Origin of the sequence: Pseudomonas sp. S34 (genome assembly GCF_009866745.1) — a bacterium.
GTDB lineage: Bacteria > Pseudomonadota > Gammaproteobacteria > Pseudomonadales > Pseudomonadaceae > Aquipseudomonas > Aquipseudomonas jessenii.
Genome location: NZ_CP019398.1, coordinates 625,979 through 648,600, shown reverse-complemented (window position 1 = coordinate 648,600; position 22,622 = coordinate 625,979). Strand labels below are relative to the sequence as shown.

The 22,622-nt window shown below is 58.8% G+C and carries 16 protein-coding genes; 6 read left to right on the top strand and 10 right to left on the bottom strand.

Features of this window, described 5'->3' with window-relative positions; translation table 11 throughout:
• Nucleotides 1-9: 9 nt before the first annotated feature.
• Entirely contained in the window at nt 10-5,268 is a 5,259-nt protein-coding gene (locus PspS34_RS02780) for a DUF6543 domain-containing protein (protein WP_154861103.1), read from the bottom strand.
• Nucleotides 5,269-5,516: 248 nt separating this feature from the next.
• Here PspS34_RS02780 and PspS34_RS02775 point away from each other — a divergent pair, with 248 nt between their 5' ends.
• Nucleotides 5,517-6,644, top strand: coding sequence for a HAMP domain-containing sensor histidine kinase (locus PspS34_RS02775; RefSeq protein WP_154861104.1), 1,128 nt, complete (start codon nt 5,517-5,519; stop codon nt 6,642-6,644).
• 181 nt (nt 6,645-6,825) lie between these two features.
• Here the strand turns inward: PspS34_RS02775 and PspS34_RS02770 are convergent, their stop codons facing one another.
• Both PspS34_RS02770 and PspS34_RS02765 read right to left on the bottom strand, forming a co-directional pair.
• Nucleotides 6,826-7,131 carry a chaperone modulator CbpM gene (locus PspS34_RS02770; RefSeq protein ID WP_154861105.1) on the bottom strand — a complete coding sequence of 102 codons (306 nt, stop codon included), beginning with the start codon at nt 7,129-7,131 and terminating at the stop codon, nt 6,826-6,828.
• Between the two features lie 27 nt (nt 7,132-7,158).
• Nucleotides 7,159-8,106, bottom strand: coding sequence for a DnaJ C-terminal domain-containing protein (locus PspS34_RS02765; RefSeq protein WP_159389507.1), 948 nt, complete (start codon nt 8,104-8,106; stop codon nt 7,159-7,161).
• A gap of 298 nt (nt 8,107-8,404) precedes the next feature.
• On the opposite strand from PspS34_RS02765, the gene PspS34_RS02760 reads away from it, so the two are divergent.
• Entirely contained in the window at nt 8,405-9,679 is a 1,275-nt protein-coding gene (locus tag PspS34_RS02760) for an Hsp70 family protein (protein WP_008001051.1), read from the top strand.
• 136 nt (nt 9,680-9,815) lie between these two features.
• Here the strand turns inward: PspS34_RS02760 and PspS34_RS02755 are convergent, their stop codons facing one another.
• The 4 genes from PspS34_RS02755 to PspS34_RS02740 form a co-directional block, all read right to left on the bottom strand.
• Nucleotides 9,816-10,829, bottom strand: a complete 1,014-nt coding sequence (locus PspS34_RS02755; protein ID WP_056725372.1) for a hypothetical protein — start codon at nt 10,827-10,829, stop codon at nt 9,816-9,818.
• Between the two features lie 249 nt (nt 10,830-11,078).
• Nucleotides 11,079-11,387 (bottom strand): PsiF family protein, encoded by a 309-nt coding sequence (locus tag PspS34_RS02750; RefSeq protein WP_057712202.1) that lies wholly within the window; start codon nt 11,385-11,387, stop codon nt 11,079-11,081.
• Nucleotides 11,388-11,477: 90 nt separating this feature from the next.
• Nucleotides 11,478-15,899 (bottom strand): DUF6543 domain-containing protein, encoded by a 4,422-nt coding sequence (locus PspS34_RS02745; protein WP_223510937.1) that lies wholly within the window; start codon nt 15,897-15,899, stop codon nt 11,478-11,480.
• A 110-nt stretch (nt 15,900-16,009) separates the two neighbouring features.
• A complete protein-coding gene (locus tag PspS34_RS02740) occupies nt 16,010-16,792 on the bottom strand; it encodes a helix-turn-helix transcriptional regulator (RefSeq protein ID WP_154861106.1) in 783 nt (260 codons plus the stop codon).
• Between the two features lie 97 nt (nt 16,793-16,889).
• On the opposite strand from PspS34_RS02740, the gene PspS34_RS02735 reads away from it, so the two are divergent.
• The gene (locus tag PspS34_RS02735) at nt 16,890-17,777 is read left to right on the top strand and encodes a DMT family transporter (protein WP_150813589.1); all 888 of its coding nucleotides are present in this window, start codon (nt 16,890-16,892) and stop codon (nt 17,775-17,777) included.
• 114 nt (nt 17,778-17,891) lie between these two features.
• Here PspS34_RS02735 and PspS34_RS02730 read toward each other — a convergent pair whose 3' ends face one another.
• The 3 genes from PspS34_RS02730 to PspS34_RS02720 all read right to left on the bottom strand — a co-directional run bounded on the left by PspS34_RS02730 (nt 17,892) and on the right by PspS34_RS02720 (nt 19,823).
• Nucleotides 17,892-18,782, bottom strand: a complete 891-nt coding sequence (locus tag PspS34_RS02730; protein ID WP_154861107.1) for a triacylglycerol lipase — start codon at nt 18,780-18,782, stop codon at nt 17,892-17,894.
• Nucleotides 18,783-18,878: 96 nt separating this feature from the next.
• Nucleotides 18,879-19,184, bottom strand: coding sequence for a multidrug efflux SMR transporter (locus tag PspS34_RS02725; protein ID WP_046039891.1), 306 nt, complete (start codon nt 19,182-19,184; stop codon nt 18,879-18,881).
• Nucleotides 19,185-19,823: an NAD(P)H-dependent oxidoreductase gene (locus PspS34_RS02720; protein ID WP_154861108.1), complete on the bottom strand. Its 639-nt coding sequence runs from the start codon at nt 19,821-19,823 to the stop codon at nt 19,185-19,187.
• Between the two features lie 109 nt (nt 19,824-19,932).
• Here PspS34_RS02720 and PspS34_RS02715 point away from each other — a divergent pair, with 109 nt between their 5' ends.
• The 3 genes from PspS34_RS02715 (at nt 19,933) to PspS34_RS02705 (ending at nt 22,604) form a co-directional block, all read left to right on the top strand.
• On the top strand, nt 19,933-20,847 hold the full coding sequence (locus PspS34_RS02715) for a LysR substrate-binding domain-containing protein (RefSeq protein ID WP_174245500.1): 915 nt from the start codon (nt 19,933-19,935) through the stop codon (nt 20,845-20,847).
• 215 nt (nt 20,848-21,062) lie between these two features.
• The gene (locus tag PspS34_RS02710; protein ID WP_154861109.1) at nt 21,063-21,842 is read left to right on the top strand and encodes a hypothetical protein; all 780 of its coding nucleotides are present in this window, start codon (nt 21,063-21,065) and stop codon (nt 21,840-21,842) included.
• 87 nt (nt 21,843-21,929) lie between these two features.
• A complete protein-coding gene (locus tag PspS34_RS02705) occupies nt 21,930-22,604 on the top strand; it encodes a hypothetical protein (protein ID WP_154861110.1) in 675 nt (224 codons plus the stop codon).
• The last annotated feature ends 18 nt before the right edge of the window (nt 22,605-22,622 follow it).

Here is a 22,622-nt window from a genome sequence, read left to right as displayed (position 1 = left end):
TTTCCGTGATTATTGATCGGCCCCAACCCGCAGCCGGTCCAGCCTGGCCCGCGTCATCGCTTCTCGGGTCAGGTTTTTCAGCTGCTGCGTGATCTGTCGGTCAATGTCATCCATGGCTTGACCATACGCCTCTTCAGTCATCAGCCGGCCATCCGCAAAGTCAGTTTCAGGTTTGTCCAATTCGCTGCACAGCCCCTTGATTTCCAACTCCACTGCAGCCTTTTCCTCGGTGGTGAGCCGCGTACCTTCGGCCCTGCGCTGCAACGCATCCTGCAAATCGGTGGTGGCGTCGATCCGGCGTTTCAAGCCATTCAATTCCTCGCTGTAAGTCGATTCCAGCCAGGACTTCCAGAGCGGTTGCTCAAAGACCCGGTCGATCAGCAGATCACCCTCCTCCAGCGCCTTGATCCGCTGGAGCGCTGCCTCGATCATCTCTTTGCTGACCTCGGCGATGCTGCGAAACTGCATGCCCCGTGCCTGCCACGGCAAATCCAGGCGCTGCGCCAGATCGGTCATGTAGGCCAAGTGCACTTCCACTTCATCGATAGTGCCGGTCACTTCGCCATCGGCACCGGCCCGACGGAACTGTTCTCCCTTCGCCAATCGCTCAGACACCCGGTGACGGGCGATGGCGCCGAGTTCATCGAGCCGGGATTTACCCAGGGCCAGCTCAAGCAATTGCGTCTCGACCAGATCCACGCGCACGAGGGCGTAGGCCTCGTGAACCATCACCTGCACGCCCATGGCATTGAACAGTTGCGTCCCGCCATCCACGCATTCGGTGGGGGTTGCGGCTTCGTTGAACAACTTGATGCGCAGTTCAGTGTCGCTGGCCATGGCCTCAAGCATGCGCCAGACCTTGGCCGTAAGCTCTGCCTGATAGGTGCCTCCGGCCTTGAAGTCGGCGGATTGGGTGAGCCTGCGGATTTCGTTGAAGAACGGCACTGAATCGAATTCATCCTCGACCGCGTTCCAGACTTCCTGTTTTGCCTGCCATTGCCGCTCAGACATGCCCGTCGCCCAGTCTGAACTGTCGAGTACGCCAAGGGGCGGATAAGGACGCTCCGGGTCCATGCCGACCGACTCGATGTAAGACTTCAGGGTGTCGAGATTTTCCGGCGAAATCCAACGCGGATCCCGGCTGATCACGGTGCGCGCCAGCAACTCTGCGCGAAAGGAACCGGGCGCGACGTCGGGTATCCGGTTGATCGGGTTAGCGCTCAGATCAAGATAGATAGCGCGCGGTCGCGACTGCGAAAACAGCCCGACAGGCCAGCTGTCCAGCCCTGTTTCGCGCAACAAAAGCACCTGTAAATGCGGCATTCGGCTGATGTTTGGAATGAGCTTCAGGGGGTTACCACTCAAGCGCAGGGACGTCATGCGCGTCAGATTCTTCAGGCGATCTACCGCCACTGCATCCAGTTCAATTTTATTGCCGTCAAGAAACAGGTGGGTGAGATGACGCATGTCCCCCACCGCTTGCGGAACGGCCGTCAGCAGATTGTCTTGCAGATTGAGGTAGCGCACCTGATGGAACGAGTCGAGGAACGACATGTGTCCGGAGCGCAACTGCCCACCGCGCAAGCTCAGGCTGGTGACATGATCGAACTTGGCCTCCAGCCTCGGCAAGGTTTCCAGCAGCTGGCTCAATTTGGGAATGTTGTCCAGTTTCAACGCTTGGGGCCGCACGATGCCGGAAGCCTCGATGCCCTCCGGCCCGGTGCGCTGCCAGCATTGCCTGAGCGCTTTGTAGATGTTGTTTCGCGCATGCCACTGCGCCACGCCCGCCGGGCTTAAACGAAAGGACTCGGTCGGCGAGTTCATCCAGCGTTGCATGGCGTGGTTCAACTGGTTGAACTCGGCCTCAAGCACCGCCAGTCCTTCATGCGCCGCACCTTCGCCCTGACCGAAGTCCGCCAGCAGCGTCTCGACCTCCTCCGAGGTAAAACCCGGATACAGTGCGCGAGCCCGTCGCCGCAAGCCCATGCCGCGCGGGACCTGTTGCGCATAACCCGGCATACCGCCGCGCAAGCGCATGACGCTCGGGTCGTAGGACGGTTTGAGCAAGGGGTTGTCGCGCAGGATCGGCTCGAGCACAGCTCGATCCAGTGGCTTTTTCTTTACCGCCTGCTCAAGGCCTGCCGCGTCATGGATTTCAAAACCCAGGGCGGCGCGCTCGGTGTCGGGCAATGCGTGCAGCACGGCGGCATATAGATTGTCCGCGCCATGCAGGTGTTGATCGCCTGCGTCCCGCGCTTCATATCGGCCATTTTCACTGCGGATCAACACTTTTCGGGTAGGCGCGTCGTCCGGGCCGATGCTGTCGTGCAACGTCCCTGAAAAAGAACGTTCGCGAATTTCCAGACGCAGATCCGAGGGCCAGCCCGACAGGGCTGCCAGAGAGCGCAGCTCCAGGCGCTCGGTGTCGGTGTTGTGCAGCTCGCCGAGGTACAGGCCTTCATACGCTCGCGCCACTCGCAGCTGGTGCGCCGCTTCCCAGGCCTGTTGGGACAACCTCAAGGGCACGCGCTGTTTCTCGGCCCAATGTTGCAGGTCCGAAGGGTGTGCTTGCTCCACAAGCGCTTGCGCCACGCTGGTGGAAAGCGACGACTCGTGCCCCTTGAGCAAGCTCACACGGGGATCGTCTGCACGCTCCCGACGCTCGTACAACTTGTCGAACAAACGCCTTTTGCTGCCCCGCGCCTGCTCGGCCAGGCGATCGCGCAAGGCCTTGGTGCGCGCCGTTTGGTCTCCGGAAAACCACTGCCCCAGCATCTCGCGAAGGGCCTGCTCATCCAGAAACCCGACCACACGTGCAGGCAGCGCACCGGCGAGTAGATCCTGCCAGGTCATCTGCAAGGTATCGGTGGGCAACGCGTCGGCATAGCCCTCCTTGATCGCCGCCCCCGACAGGCCCGGCCCCTGGAACACTTCGATGGCCTTGCCCTCGGGCCAGCCCGGCAACTCAGTCATGAAGCGCACGGCAAGATCGGCCCATTCCTGGCCGACCCGGTCGGCCAGGATCTGTTCTGCGCAAGCTTCGGCGTCGGCGTACGCCTTGAAGCGCTTGAGGGTATCGGTCAGCAGCGCGGGCGGGGTTTCGTGCTCCACATGCAGCCGGCGCAATGCATTTTCGTGAACGCCACTGACGGTCAGGATCTGCTCCAGTGTTTCATCGGTGAATCCATCCACCGAAGCGCCCAGACGCTTGAGCAATTGACGCCGATCCCATTCCAGCGGTTGATCGAGTTCAGTTTTCCACAGGCCGGCACCGTTGTGCTCCAGCAAGGGCTGATAGGCATCGGCTCGCGAAGGGTGTTGCAGGCGATGCTCGCCAGTGTTCGGGTCCTGTTTGACTTCGTAGCATTTGTCGTCGAGGCGCAGCAGGTCCTGATCCTGGTGCCGGTACAAGCCTTTTTCACCGACGACGCCATCCTTGGGCAAGGTGACCGATTGTTGATACGGCGTCAGGTCCGGATTCCACAACCGCTGCTTGCCGGCGACTTCCACTGGCTTGAGCCCTTCGACAAAGGGCGAAACCTTGATCGGCGTCAACTGACCGCCTGGTAACCCGTGACCGGCGCCCATCAGCGCCAACTGCGCAAAGTTGATCAGCACACCATTGAAGTAGGCAGAGGCCTCTTCCTTGTCGCCTTTGCTCCAGTCTTCGATGCCTTCGGCCACTTCGGCGAGCATCTGCGCAATCATGATGCCCAGCATCGCTTCGCCCAGACCGGGCACCAGCATCGCGGCGAAATTGAACAGGTTCCAGCCAATGTTCAGGTAACTGGTCAGGCGTTTGAAGCGGGCGCTGGCGTCTTCATCGTCGGTCGGCACCGCGATGCGTCGGGCATCGGCGACGGCCTTGTCTCGGCGCTCAACGAACAATGTCACCCACAGGTCGCCCGTGATCTGATTGGTAATGGGCTCTGCATCGGGATTCTCGACCGCCGTTTCACGCCACCATGGCCCCATGTCCAATGGCTCGCGTTGCTGCCAGGTAAACGTCTTCAGACGTTCGTTGACCCGGCTGAAAAACAGCCCCTTGTCCTTTTGCGCCACGAACCGGCTGAAAAACGCCTGGTACTGCGTGTCTCGCAGCTGACCGATCAGGGTTTTCATGAACGCGGCCAGCGAGGGGTACTCCTTGAGCGGATGTTGCGGATCATCCGGTACATAGGCGATCACGTGGCCGGACAAACGACTTTGATGGTAGATGTCGTCGCGGCGCAAAAGCTCATCGTTGAGCCCCTGGGGCCCATTGGCGAAAAACGCCTGCAGCAATTTGAACCGCTCGTACTCCGCACCAGGCAATATCGAGAGGCGCTGCGACCATTCGCTCCAGAACTTCACTGAGTCGGGGGTCAAGGCATCGATCGCCTGCTTGATCTGCGACGGATCGCTGACGGCACTGAACAGCACGATGCCCGTCAACCGAAAGCCCATCAGCGACAATCGGTGGCTATGCAGCGGCCGGTCGTACAGCGTGGTATCGGCCTTGCTCTCGCGTATCTGCCCGAGTTTGCCGTAGGCATGGTCGCTGATATCGCCTTTCAATCGGGCGACCAGTGACGCCACCTGAAAAGCGGCTTTTTCACTGGCCACCGACTCGTCCTGCAAGGCGCGTCGCGCTTCAGTTGTGGTCGGCAGCAGGATGGATTTGATATGCCGCTGGTACTGTCCGCCAATGTCGAGGCTGCGGCACATCGATGCAAACCTGGGCAAGGGAATCGCGGTCTCAAGCGCGAGGCTGCCGCGCTCATCCTTGCGATAGATACCTGAGCTGCTGCGCCAGGCGTCTTCGGTAGTTTCTGCCTCCTCGAAATTGTGCAACGCCGCTTCCAGCAACGTGGACTGTCGAACGCGACTGGCCCCGGTATCAATGACAAAGGCAATTTTACTGGGTACTTCAAGTTGCACGCTGAGCGCGTCGATGTTTTCCACGGCCTTGAAGTTCGCCTGCATCGACGCATTGAGCAGCGGTGTGGCGAAGGCATTGATGTCGTGTTGCAAATCGCCCAGGGACTTGTCCAGCACGCCTTGCAAGCGTCCTTGTTCTTCAATCAACTCCTTCAGATATTGACGGTCGACTTCCCGTGCCGCGCTGTACCACTCGGGCATCTCAGGCCTTGGTTTTCCGAGGGTTTTCATTCTCGACATCGACGCCTTTTTTATCGCGTCGGGTATGGCGCCGAGTACACGATCGTAATGAACGCCGTTGTTTGGGGCGGGCGTTTCCAGCGAGCTGCTTCCATGCAAATCAGACACTGTTTTTTCACCTTGATGGCTGGGTTGGAGCTAACAGACTTATCCACCCACGCCTGAAACAAAAGTCCAAATTACTGTTGGGCCAAGGCTGAAAAAAGGCCCGCAAGGTTCGAAAATCAAGGAGCCATCGATAGATATGTACCACCAGAAATGCCTCCGGTTATGCCGCTGCATGAGCGGTCGTGTTTTTTCCGGCAAAGGGACTACTATTCGAATCGCTGTCCCCGATTCATGCTTAGGTAACCGCCATGCGTCTTTCCGAATTCATCGTGTTACATGTTGATCGCATCGTCGATGAGTGGGAGCAGTTCGCCATAACCATCACCCCGGCCGCCGAAACCATGGACAGCGCTGCCTTGCGCGACCATGCCCGGTCGATCCTGCTGGCCTCGGCGCGGGACATGTGCAAACCCCAGACACCTGCCGAACAGGCGGCCAAGGCGCGCGGCGAAGGACCGGAGAAAACCCCCAGCCTCGACGAGGCCGGTGCCAGCCACGGCGAACTGCGCCATACCGTGGGTTTTGATCTGGTGCAAATGACCAGTGAGTTCCGTCACTTGCGCGCCTGTGTCATCCGCCTGTGGGTCAACAGCCTGCAATCGCCTGACCTGGTCTACTTCCAGGACATGATCCGCTTCAACGAAGCCATCGATGAAGCCCTGGCGGAGTCCACGGCCACTTATGCCGAGCAGGTCAATCGCTCTCGGGACATTTTTCTGGCGATCCTCGGCCACGACCTGCGCGCGCCCCTGCAGGCGGTGAGCATGTCCACCGAACTACTGCTGCGCAAAGCCGTGCTCGATGGTGATGCGCTCAAGTGCGCGGTCAATATCCAGCGCAGTACCAGGCACCTGGCGGTGATGGTCGGGGACTTGCTGGAACTGGTGCGCAGCCGCCTGGGCAAGCGTCTGCCGATCGAGCCGGCGCCCATGGACCTGGCCGAAGCGGCGCGCGAAGCGATTGCCCGGGCCAGTGCCGGTCAACCGGAATGCGAACCGACCCTGGATGTACAGGGTGACACACGTGGCACCTGGGACCTGCGCCGGCTCGATCAGATGCTGCAGAACCTGATCGGCAATGCCTTGCAGCATGGTTCAAGCAAACGCGAGGTGAAGTTGACTCTCAAGGGTGAGACCGACAGCGTCCGACTGACAGTGCACAACGACGGAGCCCCGATCCCCTCCGATGCGATCCCGACCATTTTCGACCCGCTGGTGCGCAGCGCCAGCGAAGAGCTCGGCGAGCCTACTACCAGCCTTGGGTTGGGGTTGTTTATCGTTAAGGAAGTGGTCGACGCCCATGAAGGGACGATTGAAGTCAGCTCCGGCGAGATTGATGGCACGACGTTTACCGTGGTGTTGCCCAGAAAGGTCTGATGCTTTTGTGGTAAAGGGGCTTGCCCCCGTTCGAGCGCGAAGCGGTTGCAGAATCGGCGAATGTTGTGTGTCAGGCGATTGGCTGTGAATGGCTTTTGGGGCTGCCTCGCAACCCAACGGGGCGGTGCGGCGGCCCGACAAGCCCCCTCGCCACAAAATCAGTGTTTGTGCTTGTTGGAAATCATTCCACCACCAACCGCCCCAATCGCTGCTTGAGCATGCGGTTCTCGGCCCGCAACTGCTGGACTTCTTCAAGCAGGTCCAACGCCAGGGCCACCCCTTCCCATTCCAGGTCCAGATCGCGCCGCAGCTTGGCGGCGCGTTTGGCCAGGGTCAGTTCGTAATCGGTGAAGAGCCAGTCCTTGGGCACGCTGCCCTGAGGTTCGAGGATGCCGTGCTCGACGATTTCGATCACGTAGACGTCCGACAACTCGGTCGCCTCACAGAATTCGGCCATGTCCAGTTGAACGATCAGGGGACTGCTCATAGTCAGTGACTCCTCGGTTCCAAGGGATCAGAAATGCTCTCGCGGGTCGAAAGCGGCTTTTTTCGCCAGCTCCTGCCACAGGGCCTTGATGTCCTCGTCGGATTTCTTCGGCATCACGGCCTTCAACTGCACGAACAGGTAACCGCGCTCACCGGCCTTGTTCATCAGGCCATGGCCCTTGGCGCGCATGCGCTGGCCGTTCTGGCTGCCGGCCGGGACCTTGAGGTTGATCTTGCCGGTGAGGGTCGACACGGCGACTTCAGCGCCCAGCGCCAGCTCCCACGGTGCCAGTGGCAAGGTGATGATCAGGTTCTCGCCTTCGACGTCAAACTTCGGGTGCGGTGCAAAACGGATCGTCAGGTACAGGTCGCCATTGGCCCCGCCGCCCACGCCCGGAGCGCCCTGCCCCTTGAGGCGAATGCGCTCGCCGTCGCTCACACCGGCCGGAATCTTCACGTTCAGGCTTTTGCTGGTGTTGCTCACATGCTGGCCGGCCGCGTTGTACTGAGGTACCTGGAAGGTCACCTTCTTCGACTCGGTCGACAGCGTTTCTTCGAGAAAAACCCCAAGCTCCATTTCCACGTCCTGCCCTCGACGTCCGGTGCTGCGACGCGACTGTCCACCACCACCAAAACCTGGCCCACGGTTACCGAAGATCGAACTGAAGAAGTCCGAAAAATCGCCCGTGTCCTGGCCACCGCCACCGAAGCCACCACGGCTCTGCCAGCCCGGAGGTCCCTGGAACGGTTGGCCGTGCTGGCCATAGCGCCGCAAGTCATCATATTCGGCACGTTTGTCGGCGCTTTTCAGCGCTTCATAGGCTTCCGAGGCATCCTTGAACCTGGACTCGGCATCCTTTTCCTTGCTGACGTCGGGGTGGTATTTGCGCGCCAGCTTGCGATAGGCGGCCTTGATCGCCTTGTCGTCTGCGGTCGGCTCCACACCGAGAATCTTGTAATAGTCTTTGAAGTCCATCGAGGGAATCACCATCCGTTATCAGAATCGCGCCGCAGGCCACAGCATGCGCTTGTTTGCAGCCATTGGTTTGACCGATCTCAAGTTTGTGACCGGGCGGCGCAGCAGAAGTTTATCGGCAGCAGGCGGGGCTTCTTGCGAGCACTCCCGCGGCTGTCCGGTTGATGCAGGGTAGTTTGGGGGGGATGCCTCATCTTTCAAGGCATTGTCTGCGAAGAATTAGCAGATAACCGGCCTTCGAATCTGGCGCGCTCTGGCATACACTGCGCGGCCGTTTTTTAACCGGAACCTGAAAGACATGAACAACGCATCTCCAGCCCGTGCCTTGGGTATCGACTTTGGCACGTCCAACTCCACTGTCGGCTGGCTGCGCCCCGGCGTGGAAACGCTGATCGCGCTGGAGGACGACAAGATCACCCTGCCGTCGGTGGTCTTCTTCAACATCGAAGAACGTCGCCCGGTGTACGGCCGGCTGGCGCTGCACGAGTACCTGGAAGGCTACGAAGGCCGCCTGATGCGCTCGCTCAAGAGCCTGCTGGGTTCCAAGCTGATCAAGCACGACACCAGCGTCCTGGGCACGGCGATGCCGTTCAAGGACCTGCTCGGGCTGTTCATCGGCCAGCTCAAGAGCCGTGCCGAAGCGTCCGCTGGTCGGGAGTTCGAAGAAGTTGTACTGGGCCGCCCGGTGTTTTTTGTCGACGATGACCCGATGGCCGACAAGGAAGCCGAAGACACCCTGGTAGACGTGGCGCGCAAGATCGGCTTCAAGGAAGTCTCGTTCCAGTACGAGCCGATTGCCGCCGCGTTCGACTATGAGTCAACCATCGAGAAAGAAGAGCTGGTACTGATCGTCGACATCGGCGGTGGTACCTCCGACTTCTCACTGGTGCGCCTGTCGCCGGAACGTCGGGGTGTGGATAACCGCCACGAGGACATCCTCGCCACCGGCGGTGTGCACATCGGCGGAACCGACTTCGACAAACAGCTCAGCCTGCAAGGCCTGATGCCGCTGTTCGGCTACGGCAGCCGTATGAAGAGCGGCGCCTACATGCCGACCAGTCACCACATGAACCTGGCGACCTGGCACACCATCAACTCGGTGTACTCGCAGAAATCGCAACTGGCCCTGGGCAGCATGCGCTATGACATCGAGGACACTGGCGGCATCGATCGCCTGTTCAAGTTGATCGAACAGCGCGCCGGACACTGGCTGGCCATGGAAGTGGAAGAAACCAAGATCCAGCTGACCCACGCCGACAATCGCCACGTGCCGCTGGATCGCATTGAAGCGGGCTTGAGCGTGGACCTCAGCCGTGCGCTGTTCGAGTCAGCCATCGACAGCCTGCTGGAGCGGGTGCGCAACAGCGTCACCCAACTGCTGGCAGACGCCGATGTGCGGGTCGATCAGGTCGATACGGTGTTTTTCACCGGTGGCTCGAGCGGGATTCCAGCGCTGCGCAACAGTGTTTCGGCGATGTTGCCGAAGGCGCGGCATGTGGAAGGGAACATCTTTGGCAGTATCGGTAGCGGTCTGGCGATCGAGGCTGCAAAACGCTACGGTTCGATGGACTGATCCAAAATCTTTGGTGCGCCCTTCGCGAGCAAGCCCGCTCCCACATTTGACCGTATTCCATCTGGAGGAACTCGGTTGAATGTGGGAGCGGGCTTGCTCGCGAAGGGGCCAGCTCAGTCAACAAAGATCCAGCGGATCAAACCATCCCCACCTGCTTCAACTCACTCTTCAGATACGCGTAGTAAATCGGTCCCGCCACCACCCCCGGCAGGCCGAACGCGGCCTCGAACACCAGCATCGCCAGCAGCAACTCCCACGACTTGGCACTGATCTGCCCGCCGACGATGCGCGCGTTGAGGAAGTATTCGAGCTTGTGGATAACAATCAGGTAACCCAGCGCCGCCACAGCGACCCAGATCGACAACGACAAACCGACGATGGTGATCAGGGTGTTCGACATCAGGTTGCCGATCACCGGCAGCAGGCCGAGCAGGAACGTCAGCACGATCAGGGTTTTTGTCAGCGGCAGCTTGATACCGAACATCGGCAAGATCACCGCCAGGAAAATCCCGGTGAAGACGGTGTTGAGCAAGGAAATCTTGATCTGGGCGAACACGATGTTGCGAAACGCCTGGACCAGCAGGTGCAGACGTTCGAACAACGCCGCGGCCAGCGGTTTGCGCTTGGTCAGGTCCGGCACGCGCTGCAAGGCAATGATCGCCCCCAGCACCATGCCGATCAGCAAGGTCACGAACATGTGCGCCGCGTCCTTGCCCACCAGTTGCAAATCACTGAGGTGTTTGCTGACCCATTCGCCAATCGCCACGCGGAACTCCGCGGCACTGGCCGGCAGATAGGCGTCGATGAACGGCGGCAATTGCCCACGCGCGCGGTCGACCACTCCCATGAACTTGTCGAGGGATGCGCCGGGGTTTTCCGCCTCGTGCAGCAGGAAGCTGAAGGCACCGGCAAAGATCAGCGACAGCACGCTGACAATCAGAGTCCCCAGCAACGCCACCGCCAGCCAGCGCGCACGCCGGCCTTCGATCAGCCGTTGCAGTTGCGGGGTGAGCATGTTGACCAGTTCGAACACGAGCAACCCGGCGAGCAGGCTGGGCAGCAAACGCAGCGGCAGGACCAGCAGCAGTCCGCCAAAAATGATGACCCAGCTGATGACCAGCAAGACTTGACGCTGAGAAAACGTTGGCATACAGCCTCAAAAACGAACGGCGTAAAAAGGATTGGCAGTCTGCCAGCGATCCGGTGCGAGCACTAGGGATTGTGTGGGGCGACCTTAGTGGTGGTTCAGGATTTCTTGCAGCACCTTCTGCGGCCCCATTGTCGGAGCGCCGCCCGGAGCAGGCTCGCTCCCACAGTGGAACTGAGTACACCGGACAAATGTGGGAGCGAGCCTGCTCGCGATGGGGCCAGCTCAGCCACCACTGTCCTTGAGTCGATCTTATTTCTTCTTCAGGCAATCACTCATGAACGCCTTGCGCTCATCACCCTTCAAGGCTTTTGTGGCCGCATCGGCATTGCAGGTTTTCATTTTCTCTTGCTGCGGGGTCAAGGCTTTGCCGGCACCGTTGGCCGCCGGGGTGGCCTTGAGACAATTGCTCATGAAGGCTTTGCGCTCATCGCCCTTGAGGGTTTTTGCAGTCGCCTCGGCGTTGCAGGTGGTCATCTTGTTCTGTTGGTCTGTGGCGGCGAAGCTTTGGGAACAGAGCAGCAAACCTATCATCAACAAAGGGGCACGCATTATCTTCATGGAGTTTTCTCCGTGTCGCCGCATCGAGAGATGCGGCCTCCACGAGGAGTGTAGTCAAGCCTTGTTACACCTTCCTCCAGACATAAACGATCATTGCGCCGGGGACTCAGCCGCAGACTCTTCAGCCAACACATCCTTGAATGCCTGCTTATAGCCCGCAAAGGCTGAAATCCGTTTTTCGATCACGGATACGGGCAATCGCTCGAACGACACTCCGACTTCCCCCGACAAACCAAATTGTGTTCCCAATAGCTTTAATGAGGTGAATTGGGCATAAGCCCCCGACTTGTACAGTTTGTTCATTTTTATTTGCCTGAAGGTGTTGTCCCGGGAAACCTCCGGCAACTCCGCCCGTCCCGCCGGCACGTCGTTGATAAAGGCAAAGTCTGCGCTGGCGGGGCCGGGCTCAAGTGTTGCAATGGCCGGCAGTTCGAACTTGAAATAGCCCTTGTCTGCCGTATGGGCGGTTGGGAACTCCGGCCACGAATCGGCAACCACCAGTTGCTTGAGATCGGTCAAGTCATCGCCAATAACCACGTACTGATGATCGAATGCGGTGGCTTTGACGAGGTGGATCCGCGAGGTTCTCGGTTGGCTGGCCAGCAGAGCGAAGGTCACCTTGGAGTTTTCCGAACAATTGCCTCCCTTGATTTCAATGGCTTTACGCGCATGTTCGGCGATAGACATCCGTGCAGTGAATTGACCTTCCTGCAGATCCAGTCCTCGCAGCCCCTTGATTTTCGCGATCGCCGAACCACCCCTTTCCCAGATGCTCGGCAACTGGTTGCCCGATAACGGCAACAATTCCTTGGCCCGATAGATGGCGCGCTGTGCCTGGCGCAAGTTGGCCATGACCCGGGGCGTCACTACGGTCGGCTGCGCTGCCGCCGAAACGCCCGAATCCAGATCACCCGCATAGCGCTGTAATGCAGCCCAAGGCTCACTGGGCGGCATGTTATTTTCCCTCACTGCACGTTGCAGCGTCTGATATTCGTCGAGACGCCCGGTTTGCTCGAGATTGCGCGCACTGGCGCCCAGATGGCGCTCGGAGTCCGTGAGCACCACTAAACCGTCCTTAGTGAACAGCCGTTGGATCAACGCGTCGAACTGTTCAGGCGACATCAGTTTTTTCAGATCGGGCAACACCTCAATGCTTTGGACCGTGCGCAGATTGGCCTCGTAGCCCTCGGCGTTCGCCTTCAAGAGTCCATCCCCGAGCGCGTACTGGCAATCGAGCGGCAAACTGTCAACCATCAACTTCAGGCCGCGCAGGTAGTTGTATTGTTCAAACGCAGGGATGCTGGGATGGAAGGCGCCACTGACAAGCTCCTTGCAGTATTGCGCGACGACTTGCAACTGCGCTAACTCCCCCTTCAAGGTGGGAGCCCCCCCACGCAGGCGCATGATCGCCGGATCGAACGTCGGAATTTTCAACTCCGGCAAACCGGAAAGAACACTTAACAGCCTGTAGGGTTTCAGCGCATGGTCGCGCAATGCCGCCCTCAAGACCGGTCCCTGACCGATATGAATCTGCAACGCATCACGCTCGGCATCGGGTAATGCCTGCAAGATCGAGGTGAACAAATCACTGCCCGAATGCAGGGCATTGCCTTGCTCGTCACAAGCCTGGAACAACCCGTTTTCGCTTAAGACGAGCGTACGCCGGATGGCGGCATCCTCGGGGCCGATGCTGTCCAGTTGTCGGCCATCGAAACTGTAGTGACGCAGCTCGATCCTCACATTGGCATTCCAGCCAGGCAGGTTTTCCAGGGAATGCAACGCCAAGGCGTCGAAGTCCGGATTTTCGACCGAGTCCAGATAAAAACCCTCGTACGCACGGCTGATCCGTACGTCCCTGAGCGCCCAATCGGCGCACCCTTGCAGTCGCTCGGGAAGCCTGCGCAGCTTAAGCGCCTGCAACTCCTCCGGGCGCGCCAACGCGACCAGCTCTTGTGCAACGACACCGGGCATTCCTGGAACCTCGCCCTGGATGAACCTTGCCTCGGCACTGACGGCTTGCCCGACATCTCGGTAACGTTTTTCGAACAACGAGGCCTTGCGCCGCTCTGCCAATTGCGCGAGTTGCCCCCTCAAACGCATGGCATTTTGTGTGCGGCTGCCGATCGGTGCATCAGGCTCGTCACCCAGCAGTTGCCGGGTCTCGGCATCATCGAGAAGCAACAGCAAGGTGTCGATCAGGTCGGTATCCGCCAATTGGTCCGTAGAGAAAGAGACAGGTTCGTCATCGGCCCCGATGGCGTACAGCACTCGTCCATCGGCCCCCTTGAGTTCAATCGCTCTGCCGGGCCACAAGCCGTCCAGCAGTTGAAACTGCCAGAGCGGGTCGGCCTGCAAATAGTCCTGTGCACGGGTGCTGCCGATGTTTTGGATGAAGGTGTGGATATCCCGGTCGATCCTGAACCGGGTCACCGTATCGCTCAGCAAAGGGATTGCCCGTTCGTTATCGGCGTACATGCGTACCAACGCACCGATATCGGCACGGCTGACTGTGCGAATGTCGCCGAACTTGTCGGTCAACCCCTCCACCGACGGACCGAGTCGCTTGATCAGCGCATCGGCATCCCAGGTGTGAGGTGTTTCACCCTCGATTACAAAAGCGCCGGTGCCGTTACTCTCCGCCACCGGCTGATAGGCCTCGGGACGGGTCGGATGCTGAACCCGGTGCTTGCCGGTTTGCGGATCGAACTTGAGTTCGAAATGATCATCGTCCAACGACAGAATCTGCCGGCCCTGATGCTGATGCAGACCGTAAACGTCAGGTTTGGAATCCGTCGCCAGACGCAGGTTTTGTTGCCGGTACGGCTGCAGATTTTCCCCCCATAGCCGCTGCTCACCGTTTCTGAGCGTGACTTGACGGGCGCCTTCGAGGAAGGACGACAACCTGGGCTTCACCACTTGAGTGGCGATAGCACCGCCCACGGCAAACGTGCCCAACTGAATCAGGTTTTCAGCGACGCCGACCAGATGCTCCGCCGCTTCAATGTACTCGCCCTGGGCGAGTTCAACGACACCTTCCACGACCCCGTCTACTAGTTGATAGGCGATATACCCCAGCATGAGCTCCCCGAGCACCGGGACAAAGGGGGTCACGACGAGCAAGGCAACCTGCATGATGTCGAAGAGCATTTTTTCCAGGTTTTCGACCCACGCCCAACGTGCGGCGCTGTCCGCATCGGCGGTGATCACGGCCAGCGCGCGCCCGTCGGCAAAAATCTTGTCAACTTGCTGCTGATAGAGATAAACCCACGGATCGCCGTTATAACGGTTGACGGTATCGTTTTCGAACGATACCGCGGCTATCCGCAAATCGGGGCGATCGACTTGAGTTTCGCGCCAGGCAGGCAGATTGGAGCCCGGTTGTGTGCCGTGGTAAGTGATTTCCCACAGTTTCGCGTTGAGCGCGGCGAAGAAATGACCACGCTGGCATTGATCCACGAATCGACTGAAAAACGCCTGATAGCTGCGCCGGGAAGCGCCGGATGCCTGATCGTTACCCCGTAGCTGGCGAGTCAGTTCGAGCGCGAACTCGGCCGTCGAGGCATACTCTTTCAGCGGATGCTCGGGATCGTGCGGTACGTAGGCAATGACGCGCCGGACATTCGCACCGGGGATATCGAGATCGGCGGCGATCAGTACAATCCCGGTCAGACGGGTGTCGAGCATGCTCAAGTGGTAGAAACGCACGGGAGCGCCATCCCACACCAGTCCCTTTTTACCCAGGACCATGTTCAACACGGTCAGGTAGGCCGGTGCCCCGATGTCCTTCTTCATCAATGCCAGATGTGCTGCAGCTTTCATGGCGCTTTTCTGACTGGCGACGATCCGGTGCTGCACCGCCTCCCGAGCCATGGCACCTTCGGGAGCCAGATAACTTTCCAGATATTTTTTATATTGGGACCCGATATCCAGAGTTCGACACAGCGTCTTGAACTGCTCGATCGTTATTCCCAACTTCTTTATTTCAAACCGCCCGATTTCGTCGGGCTTAGTAATAAATGCAGAGTCGCTGGTAAATACTTCGCCCTCGGCAAAATTTTGCAGCGACGCGCTAAGTAACGAGACAGTTCGACTGCCGACACCGCCGGTGACATTGAATGCCCAGGCGGATGTTTTAGCCGGAAAATACAACCGCAGAAAAATTTCACGAACATCGACCACTACACCGAATTGCTTCTTGAGGGCGTTGGTCAGCAGTGGCTGGGCAAAGGACTCGGCATCTTGCAGCTTCCCGAGCATCCGGTCGACCTGGCTCTGCGCCTGCCAACTGAGCTTTGTGGCTTCTTTCGCTGCCACATGTTGCGTGTGGGACGCCGTTTTGCTCCAGGCGGGAATAACTTTGGGTGTGTTGCGTAAATCACCCATCCGCTGAAGAGAGGAATCGACAATCCAGTCGGGAATGGCGCTTTTGATAAAGTTGTAGTGAGTACTGTGCTCTTGTTCTACATCGGGATAGTCTGGCCTACTCGCAGACTTCAACAACAAATTTTTCACAATTATTACTCGCAAACTTAGAGAGAGAGGTTCAAAGCCTACAGCGTCCCAATTCTGTTCCCATGAAGTTTGTTTCGGATAATGCCGTATGAAAATTCTTAACGAGTGCGTTAAAACTTCTTGTTGCGTCGATAGTAGTCGGGCGTGCACCCGGCCTGACGCTGGAACATCGCGATAAACGCCGAACCGGTGCTGTAGCCCATGTCGAAGGCGATTTCCTGAATGCTGCGATGGTTGTCCAGTGCTTCAATCGCGGCCAGGAATCGCAGACGCTGGCGCCACTCACCAAAACTCATGCCCAACTCGCGGACAAACTGCCGCGCCAGGGTCCGTTCACTGACGTGAACCTGCGCCGCCCAATGCGCCAAGGGCCGGTTGTCACCGGGTTCGGCTTGCAGGGCCTCGCATATGCCCAGTAGTCCCGGTGTGCTGGCATAGGGCAGGTAACACTCATGCACCGGCGCCTGTTGCAACTGATCCACCAGAACCTGAGCCAGGCGTTTATCCGCGTCCTGCTCGGGAATCTTGACGTCACGGACGGCGAAGTCCTTGAGGATCGCCTTGAGGATGTCACTGATGGCGAGCGTGCAGGCCTGTTGTGGCAGATCCTCGCAGACCGCCGGCGCCAGGCAAACGGCACGGTAGTTGATCGGCTGGTGGCTGTAGAAGCTGTGCTCGATTTCGGGGGGCACCCACACCGCGTATTGCGGCGGCGAGAGGAAACGGCTGCCGTCGACGTCCATGTGCAACACCCCGTGGGCCGCATACTCCAGAGTGCCCCAGGGATGACGGTGCGCTGCGGCGAATTCGTGGGTATTGAAATCGGCGTAGCGGAAGTACACCGCCGAAGGCAATTCGCTGAAATCCAGCAGATCGATGTGTTTACTGCTCATGCTGTCCGTCATCAGGGGCCGGTTGTCTGGATCGAAGTATAGGCTTGCATCCAGACAAGCGGATAATTGCCCTTCATTAACGTTCTGGTTTTTCCCGATGCAATACGCTTATCCCCTGCTGGCCATTTTTATCTGGGCCGGCAACACCGTGATCACCAAAATGTCGGCCGGGGCGATCTTCCCCGCCGAGATCGGCTTCTACCGCTGGCTGCTGGCCGGGTTGCTGTTCACGCCCTTCATGCTCAAACCGGTGCTCGCCCATTGGTCGCAGATCCGCCCGAAACTAGGCAAGATCTTTGTCCTCGGTGTTCTCGGCATGGCGGTCTATCAAAGCCTGGCGTACTTCGCCGCGAGCCTGACCTCGGCTACCAACATGGGCATCATCCTGTCGCTGATGCCACTGATGTCGCTCGCCATGGCGATCATCAGCCTCGGCCAGCGCCTGACCATGGGTGCCCTGGCCGGTGCGGTGCTGTCGTTTGCAGGTGTCCTGGTGGTGGTGTCGGCCGGCAGCCTTGGCACATTGCTCGAACACGGGGTCAACCTGGGCGACGCGATGATGCTGATCGCCACCCTGGCCTACGCGGTCTACAGCACCCTGTTGAAAAAGTGGCAACTGAAACTGCCGCCGCTGGTGCTTCTGTACCTGCAGGTACTGGTGGCCGTGGTGGTGCTGTTCCCGCTGTTCATCGTCTCACCGAAAGTCGGCCCGACCCTGCAGAACATTCCACTGGTGCTGTACGCCTGCCTGCTGGCTTCGATGGTCGCGCCGCTGGCGTGGATGCAGGCCGTGGTGCGTTTGGGACCGAGCCGGACCACGCAGTTTTTCAATTTGCTGCCGCTGATTACCGCATTGATTGCGGCGGTGGTGCTGCATGAGCAACTGGCGATGTATCACCTGGTGGGCGGGGTGTTGACCTTGGGTGGGGTGATCGTTTCCGAGCGTTGGACGACGGTGTTGGGGCGCAAGGTCAGTGTTGCCTGATCTGACGCCATCGCGAGCAAGCTCGCTCCCACAGGTGTTGTGTCGAACCCGTCTGTTGCGAACGACCGAAAACCTGTGGGAGCGTGGCTTGCCCGCGATGAACGATAACGCGGACTAGAGCCCGGCCGCAGCTAACCGCGCCGCATGCTCGACAAACAACCGGATCGGCTCAGCCCCCTTGCCCACCAGCCCCAGCGACTGGTTGACGATATCGAAGTGATCCAGCGGATACTCATCGCCAATCACCGTGCCCAGGTGCGAGCTGTAGCGCCCGACCATGCCGTCGCAATGCCCGGCTTCGCGGACGAAGGTTTTAGCGAATAACCGACAGCTGCGGTTGGTGCCATCCAGCAGGTTGCGCCCGCGATCGGTAATGCCCGGTTGCAAGGTGCCGGACCAGGAGTAATAGCGCACGCCGTTGACCTCCTCCGGCCCATGACCGCCCCAGGTGTCGGGCAGCCCCTGTGGATAACGCTGGTTGAACAGCGCGACGCCAGCGCTGGTGAGGGAGTGATGGGACGCACGGATATCCACCGGCAGCTTCGGCCCCCGGTAACCGGTATCCAACAACCCCATCAGCGCGCCGACGATCCGTAGCAAAAAGCACAGCAGACGACCACGGACGCTCTCGTGGGGATAATGTTCGTGCAGGTAATCGGCGAGCTCCGAACCGTGGTTCGGCCCCGCCACCGAGGTCACCGATGCCACCAGGTCCGGGCGCTTGGCCGCTGCATAACGGGCGGTCAGCGAGCCCTGGCTATGGCCGATCAGGTTGACCTTGTCGGCCCCGGTTTCCCGCAGGATTTCTTCGATACGCGCCAGCAATTGCTCGCCGCGCACTTCGTTCGAATGAAGCGGCGAGACCTGCACCGCGAACACCACCGCTCCGCCGTGGCGCAACGCCTCGACGATCCCGTACCAATACGGATAAAGCACCAACCGGATGAACCCGAGCATTCCCGGGACCAACACCAGCGGGTAGCGCGGGGCAGAACCTTGCGACATGGGCGGACATCCTTGTAGTCGGGCGGTGACGCAAGGCTGGATGCAAGACATCCGCCAAGCATCACCAGCGAAGATGACAAGTCTATGTCATCCGCCCTACTTCAACCCTACCACGCCCGCCACGATCAGCCCGACCGAGACCAGCTTGATCACGGTCAGGCTTTCACCCAGCAGCGCGAAACCGAGAAACACCGTGCCCAGCGAACCGATGGCGGTCCAGATCGGGTACGCAATGCTCACCGGCAGCTCGCGCATGGCCAGGGTCAGAAAATAGATCCCGCCCACAGCGGCCACTACGGTGACCAGCGAAGGCCAGAGCCGGGTGAAGCCCTCGGCGTACTTCATGCCCATGGCGAAGGTGACTTCGAACCCGGCGGCGACCAGCAGAAACAGCCAGGCCATCTAGAACTCTCCGGCCAGCGCCAACAAGCACTGCTCAGCCTCGGCGGCAGAGATTTGAAAGCTGCGCTCGGCGGACTCCTCGCCCTCGGCAGCCACTACGGTGACGTCCGTGATGCCAATGAATCCAAGCACCGTACGCAGTAGCGTGTCGGCATGGTTCATGGCTTCCAGCTCGCCGCCCGGGCCAAAACCGAAGCCGCCACGGCTGGTGATGATCAGGGCTTTTTTGCCCTGCACCAAAGGTTGGTACTGGGCCACGCCATTGTCCAGGGTGTGATCGAAGGTCACCCCCACCCGCACGATCTGATCGATCCAGGCTTTCAAGCCGCTGGGGACGCTGAAGTTGTGCATCGGCGTGGAAATCAGCAACACATCGTGGCCCAGCAGTTCGCCGACCAGCTCGTCGCTGAACGCCAGGTCGGCCTGCATCGACAGTGGCCGGGCATCGGGCTCGGGGTAAAACGCGGCGGCCACGAATGCCTCGTTGACCGGCGGTATCAGCGCCCGACCGACTTCGCGCCGGGTCAACTGCGCGTGTGGATGACGGGCCTGCCAGGCCGCCAGAAACACTTCGGCCAAACGCCGGGAGTGCGAACGATCACCACGGGGGCTGGCATGAACGGCAAGAATTTTACTCATCTGTCTCTCCTCAGGGCTAAACTCAAACGGCTTGTGGTTTGCAGCTTGAAGCTCACTACCGTCCTAGCTCAAATGAGCAGAAATCAGTCTGGATGAATCCATTTCATCCATGGAGTGTTCAATGTTCGCCTCGTTGCCGCTGACCGCCCTGCGCGCGTTTGAATCCGCCTCACGCCTGCTGAGCTTCAAGGCTGCTGCCGAAGAACTCTCGGTGACGCCGACGGCGGTGTCCCATCAGATCCGCTCCCTGGAGAGCTGGCTCGGCGTGCCGTTGTTCGAGCGCCTGCCACGCCAGGTGCGCCTGACCGAATGCGGCGAACGGCTGTTCCAGAGCCTGCATGGGGCTTTTCTGGAAGTGGCGCAAAGTGTCGATACACTGCGTCCGCAACGCAGTGGCGCCAGCCTGACGGTTTCCACCACCGCCGCCTTCGCCGCCCTGTGGCTGGTGCCACGGTTGGGACGTTTCTACGCCCGACACCCGAATGTCAACGTGCGCCTCGATACCCACTGCGAAGTCATCGATCTGCATCAGGACGCCAGTGTCGACCTGGTGCTGCGCTACAGCCTCGATGATTACCCCAACCTGTACGGCCAGTGCCTGTTCGATGAGTCCTTTGGTGTCTACGGTTCGCCTGAACAAGTGGCCCTGGCGTCGAGTCGCACCCCGACACTGATCAGCGTGCGTTGGCACAACTCCAAACTCTATGCCCACGGCTGGGAGGCCTGGTGCGCTCGCTCCGGCGAAACCTGGCTGAGCGGTCGGCCCGCCGTGCGCGAATACGACGAAGAGCATTACGCCCTGCAAGCGGCGATTGCCGGCCAAGGCCTGGTGCTGGCAAGCAATATTCTGGTGTCGGAAAGCGTGGCCAGTGGTCTGTTGTTGCCGTACCGGGGGGAAATCCAGGTCGATGGAGCCGGCTACAGCGCACTGTGCGTGCCGGGGCGTGAGCGACATCCACCGGTGCGGGCATTCTTTGGGTGGTTGCGTGAGGAGGCGTTGGCATCCGGTCATTCGTTGCGATGAACCCTCATCGACTGCCGATGTAAATAACGACAGTAACAATAGTTACCAGACACCAAACATACTGACCACGAAATAAATCAGACTAACCTCCACCGCCCAAACAACAACGCACGACACTCATCAAGTTACAACTACACCATGGACTACCCCCTCCAAAACCTTATATTCAACTGACAGACAAGAGGTCTGTAAAACATATTAAGGACTGAACAACCATGCACATTGAACAACAACTTGAATTTCTGGACAGCCTGCCCGCCCTGCCTGCTCGACGTGTTACCGACTCTCAAGTACTACCGACCATTCGAAACTTCTCCGCAGACGTTCCACTCGATCCCAATAAGGAAAGCGGCACCGTCGGCCCGGACATGATGAATATCTATGTAGCCGGCGTGTCAGTGCAAAATCGCGAAGATGTCGACAACTGCAAGCTACTGATGCAAAACGCAGCATCACAAAAATACGACATGGTTAAAGAGTTACATCAGTGGTACAACTTTTACACAGAAGGCCTGCGCAGCCTCGGATGGACGATCAACAAGATTCACGCTCAGGACAAAATCATTAAAAGAACCGGCCTTACGATGGACGCCGTCGCCTTTGATATACTTCAGAGTCTGGTCGGAGCAAACGCTCCACGCTTGGCAGCGCTGGCTGGCAAAGCCGTGGAGGGAGTGAAAGGTGAGGACGGTCTGATCCAGATCTACAATCGTAACGCTCAAAAAGGATATGAGGCGACATTTGATATTTCCCCGGTCTGGCAAACCCGGGAAGGCTCTCCGATGATGATCCTTAGCTGTACAAGTGTGGATGTCAGGGAAAGTACTCGCGGTATTCTTTGGTGGAAATCGACAACTAAATCCACCGCCGTAAAATCACAGGCAACTCCGGTTTACCTCAACACTCAAATCTATGCGCGAGTGCGCAACAAAGTGCTTGAGAAACTGGGTAAAGCTGCTGACGACTACCTCGACACGATCCCGGGTTTTCAGTAACACCTAAACTTCATACTAGAACTGGGACCGATCACTACTGACGGCCTCAGCGCCACACTTACCTTACTTTATTCGATTGAGATCAACATGAAATCATTATCATCCGAGACTTACATCGTCGACGGCAACATCACACTTTTTTTAGGCGAGCACTCCGAGCAATTTAAAAAAGACGTGTTGCATTCCAGTCTACTGGGAAATTTACTCGCTGACAGCACTCCAGGCAAGTGGTTTACATCGTACAGAACCGTACTGGACAAGTTCTACTGGGCACTTAATGGCTTCAAGAATTACGCTCTTCCAAAAAAATCGGCCAGTTTCTTCAGCATTGCCTCCACCGCATTGGCTGACGCATTACAAAAAGAGCAACTGCAACAACTAGGCAACGCACTTTCAAACATTGCGCAACTACCCAGCGAAGCACCTGCCCGCAAGGCACTCCTGAACAGAATTCAAAAAGAAATCGCGACCAGCCACGGAGAAGGATCGCTTACTGTGAGCACATTGTTGACGATCGTCTGCGAAAACAAAAAAAACATCTCCCTTCAAATGTCCTTCGAAACAACTCGCCCCGTGGACATCACCTTTCTTAGGCAGCCGCTCCCTGAAACGGTCATGCAGGGCGATATTGAAACCAGCTTATGGACCACCTATTTGTCCGAAGACAAGTACGCCAAAATCAGAAATCAGGTTGTCGGCAAACTTGGCAGCAAGCCTCAGACTCACTTGTTCCAAATCCTTGAACCAGCTCCAGCATACTGAGCCCACCTTGAAAAGCCT

What these genes read in the sequence shown, in the direction of transcription:
- PspS34_RS02775 (WP_154861104.1), top strand. Translation starts at nt 5,517, where the DNA reads ATGCGTCTTTCCGAATTCATCGTGTTACATGTTGATCGCATCGTCGAT.
- PspS34_RS02770 (WP_154861105.1), bottom strand. Translation starts at nt 7,131, where the DNA reads ATGAGCAGTCCCCTGATCGTTCAACTGGACATGGCCGAATTCTGTGAG.
- PspS34_RS02765 (WP_159389507.1), bottom strand. Translation starts at nt 8,106, where the DNA reads ATGGACTTCAAAGACTATTACAAGATTCTCGGTGTGGAGCCGACCGCA.
- PspS34_RS02760 (WP_008001051.1), top strand. Translation starts at nt 8,405, where the DNA reads ATGAACAACGCATCTCCAGCCCGTGCCTTGGGTATCGACTTTGGCACG.
- PspS34_RS02755 (WP_056725372.1), bottom strand. Translation starts at nt 10,829, where the DNA reads ATGCCAACGTTTTCTCAGCGTCAAGTCTTGCTGGTCATCAGCTGGGTC.
- PspS34_RS02750 (WP_057712202.1), bottom strand. Translation starts at nt 11,387, where the DNA reads ATGAAGATAATGCGTGCCCCTTTGTTGATGATAGGTTTGCTGCTCTGT.
- PspS34_RS02740 (WP_154861106.1), bottom strand. Translation starts at nt 16,792, where the DNA reads ATGAGCAGTAAACACATCGATCTGCTGGATTTCAGCGAATTGCCTTCG.
- PspS34_RS02735 (WP_150813589.1), top strand. Translation starts at nt 16,890, where the DNA reads ATGCAATACGCTTATCCCCTGCTGGCCATTTTTATCTGGGCCGGCAAC.
- PspS34_RS02730 (WP_154861107.1), bottom strand. Translation starts at nt 18,782, where the DNA reads ATGTCGCAAGGTTCTGCCCCGCGCTACCCGCTGGTGTTGGTCCCGGGA.
- PspS34_RS02725 (WP_046039891.1), bottom strand. Translation starts at nt 19,184, where the DNA reads ATGGCCTGGCTGTTTCTGCTGGTCGCCGCCGGGTTCGAAGTCACCTTC.
- PspS34_RS02720 (WP_154861108.1), bottom strand. Translation starts at nt 19,823, where the DNA reads ATGAGTAAAATTCTTGCCGTTCATGCCAGCCCCCGTGGTGATCGTTCG.
- PspS34_RS02715 (WP_174245500.1), top strand. Translation starts at nt 19,933, where the DNA reads ATGGAGTGTTCAATGTTCGCCTCGTTGCCGCTGACCGCCCTGCGCGCG.
- PspS34_RS02710 (WP_154861109.1), top strand. Translation starts at nt 21,063, where the DNA reads ATGCACATTGAACAACAACTTGAATTTCTGGACAGCCTGCCCGCCCTG.
- PspS34_RS02705 (WP_154861110.1), top strand. Translation starts at nt 21,930, where the DNA reads ATGAAATCATTATCATCCGAGACTTACATCGTCGACGGCAACATCACA.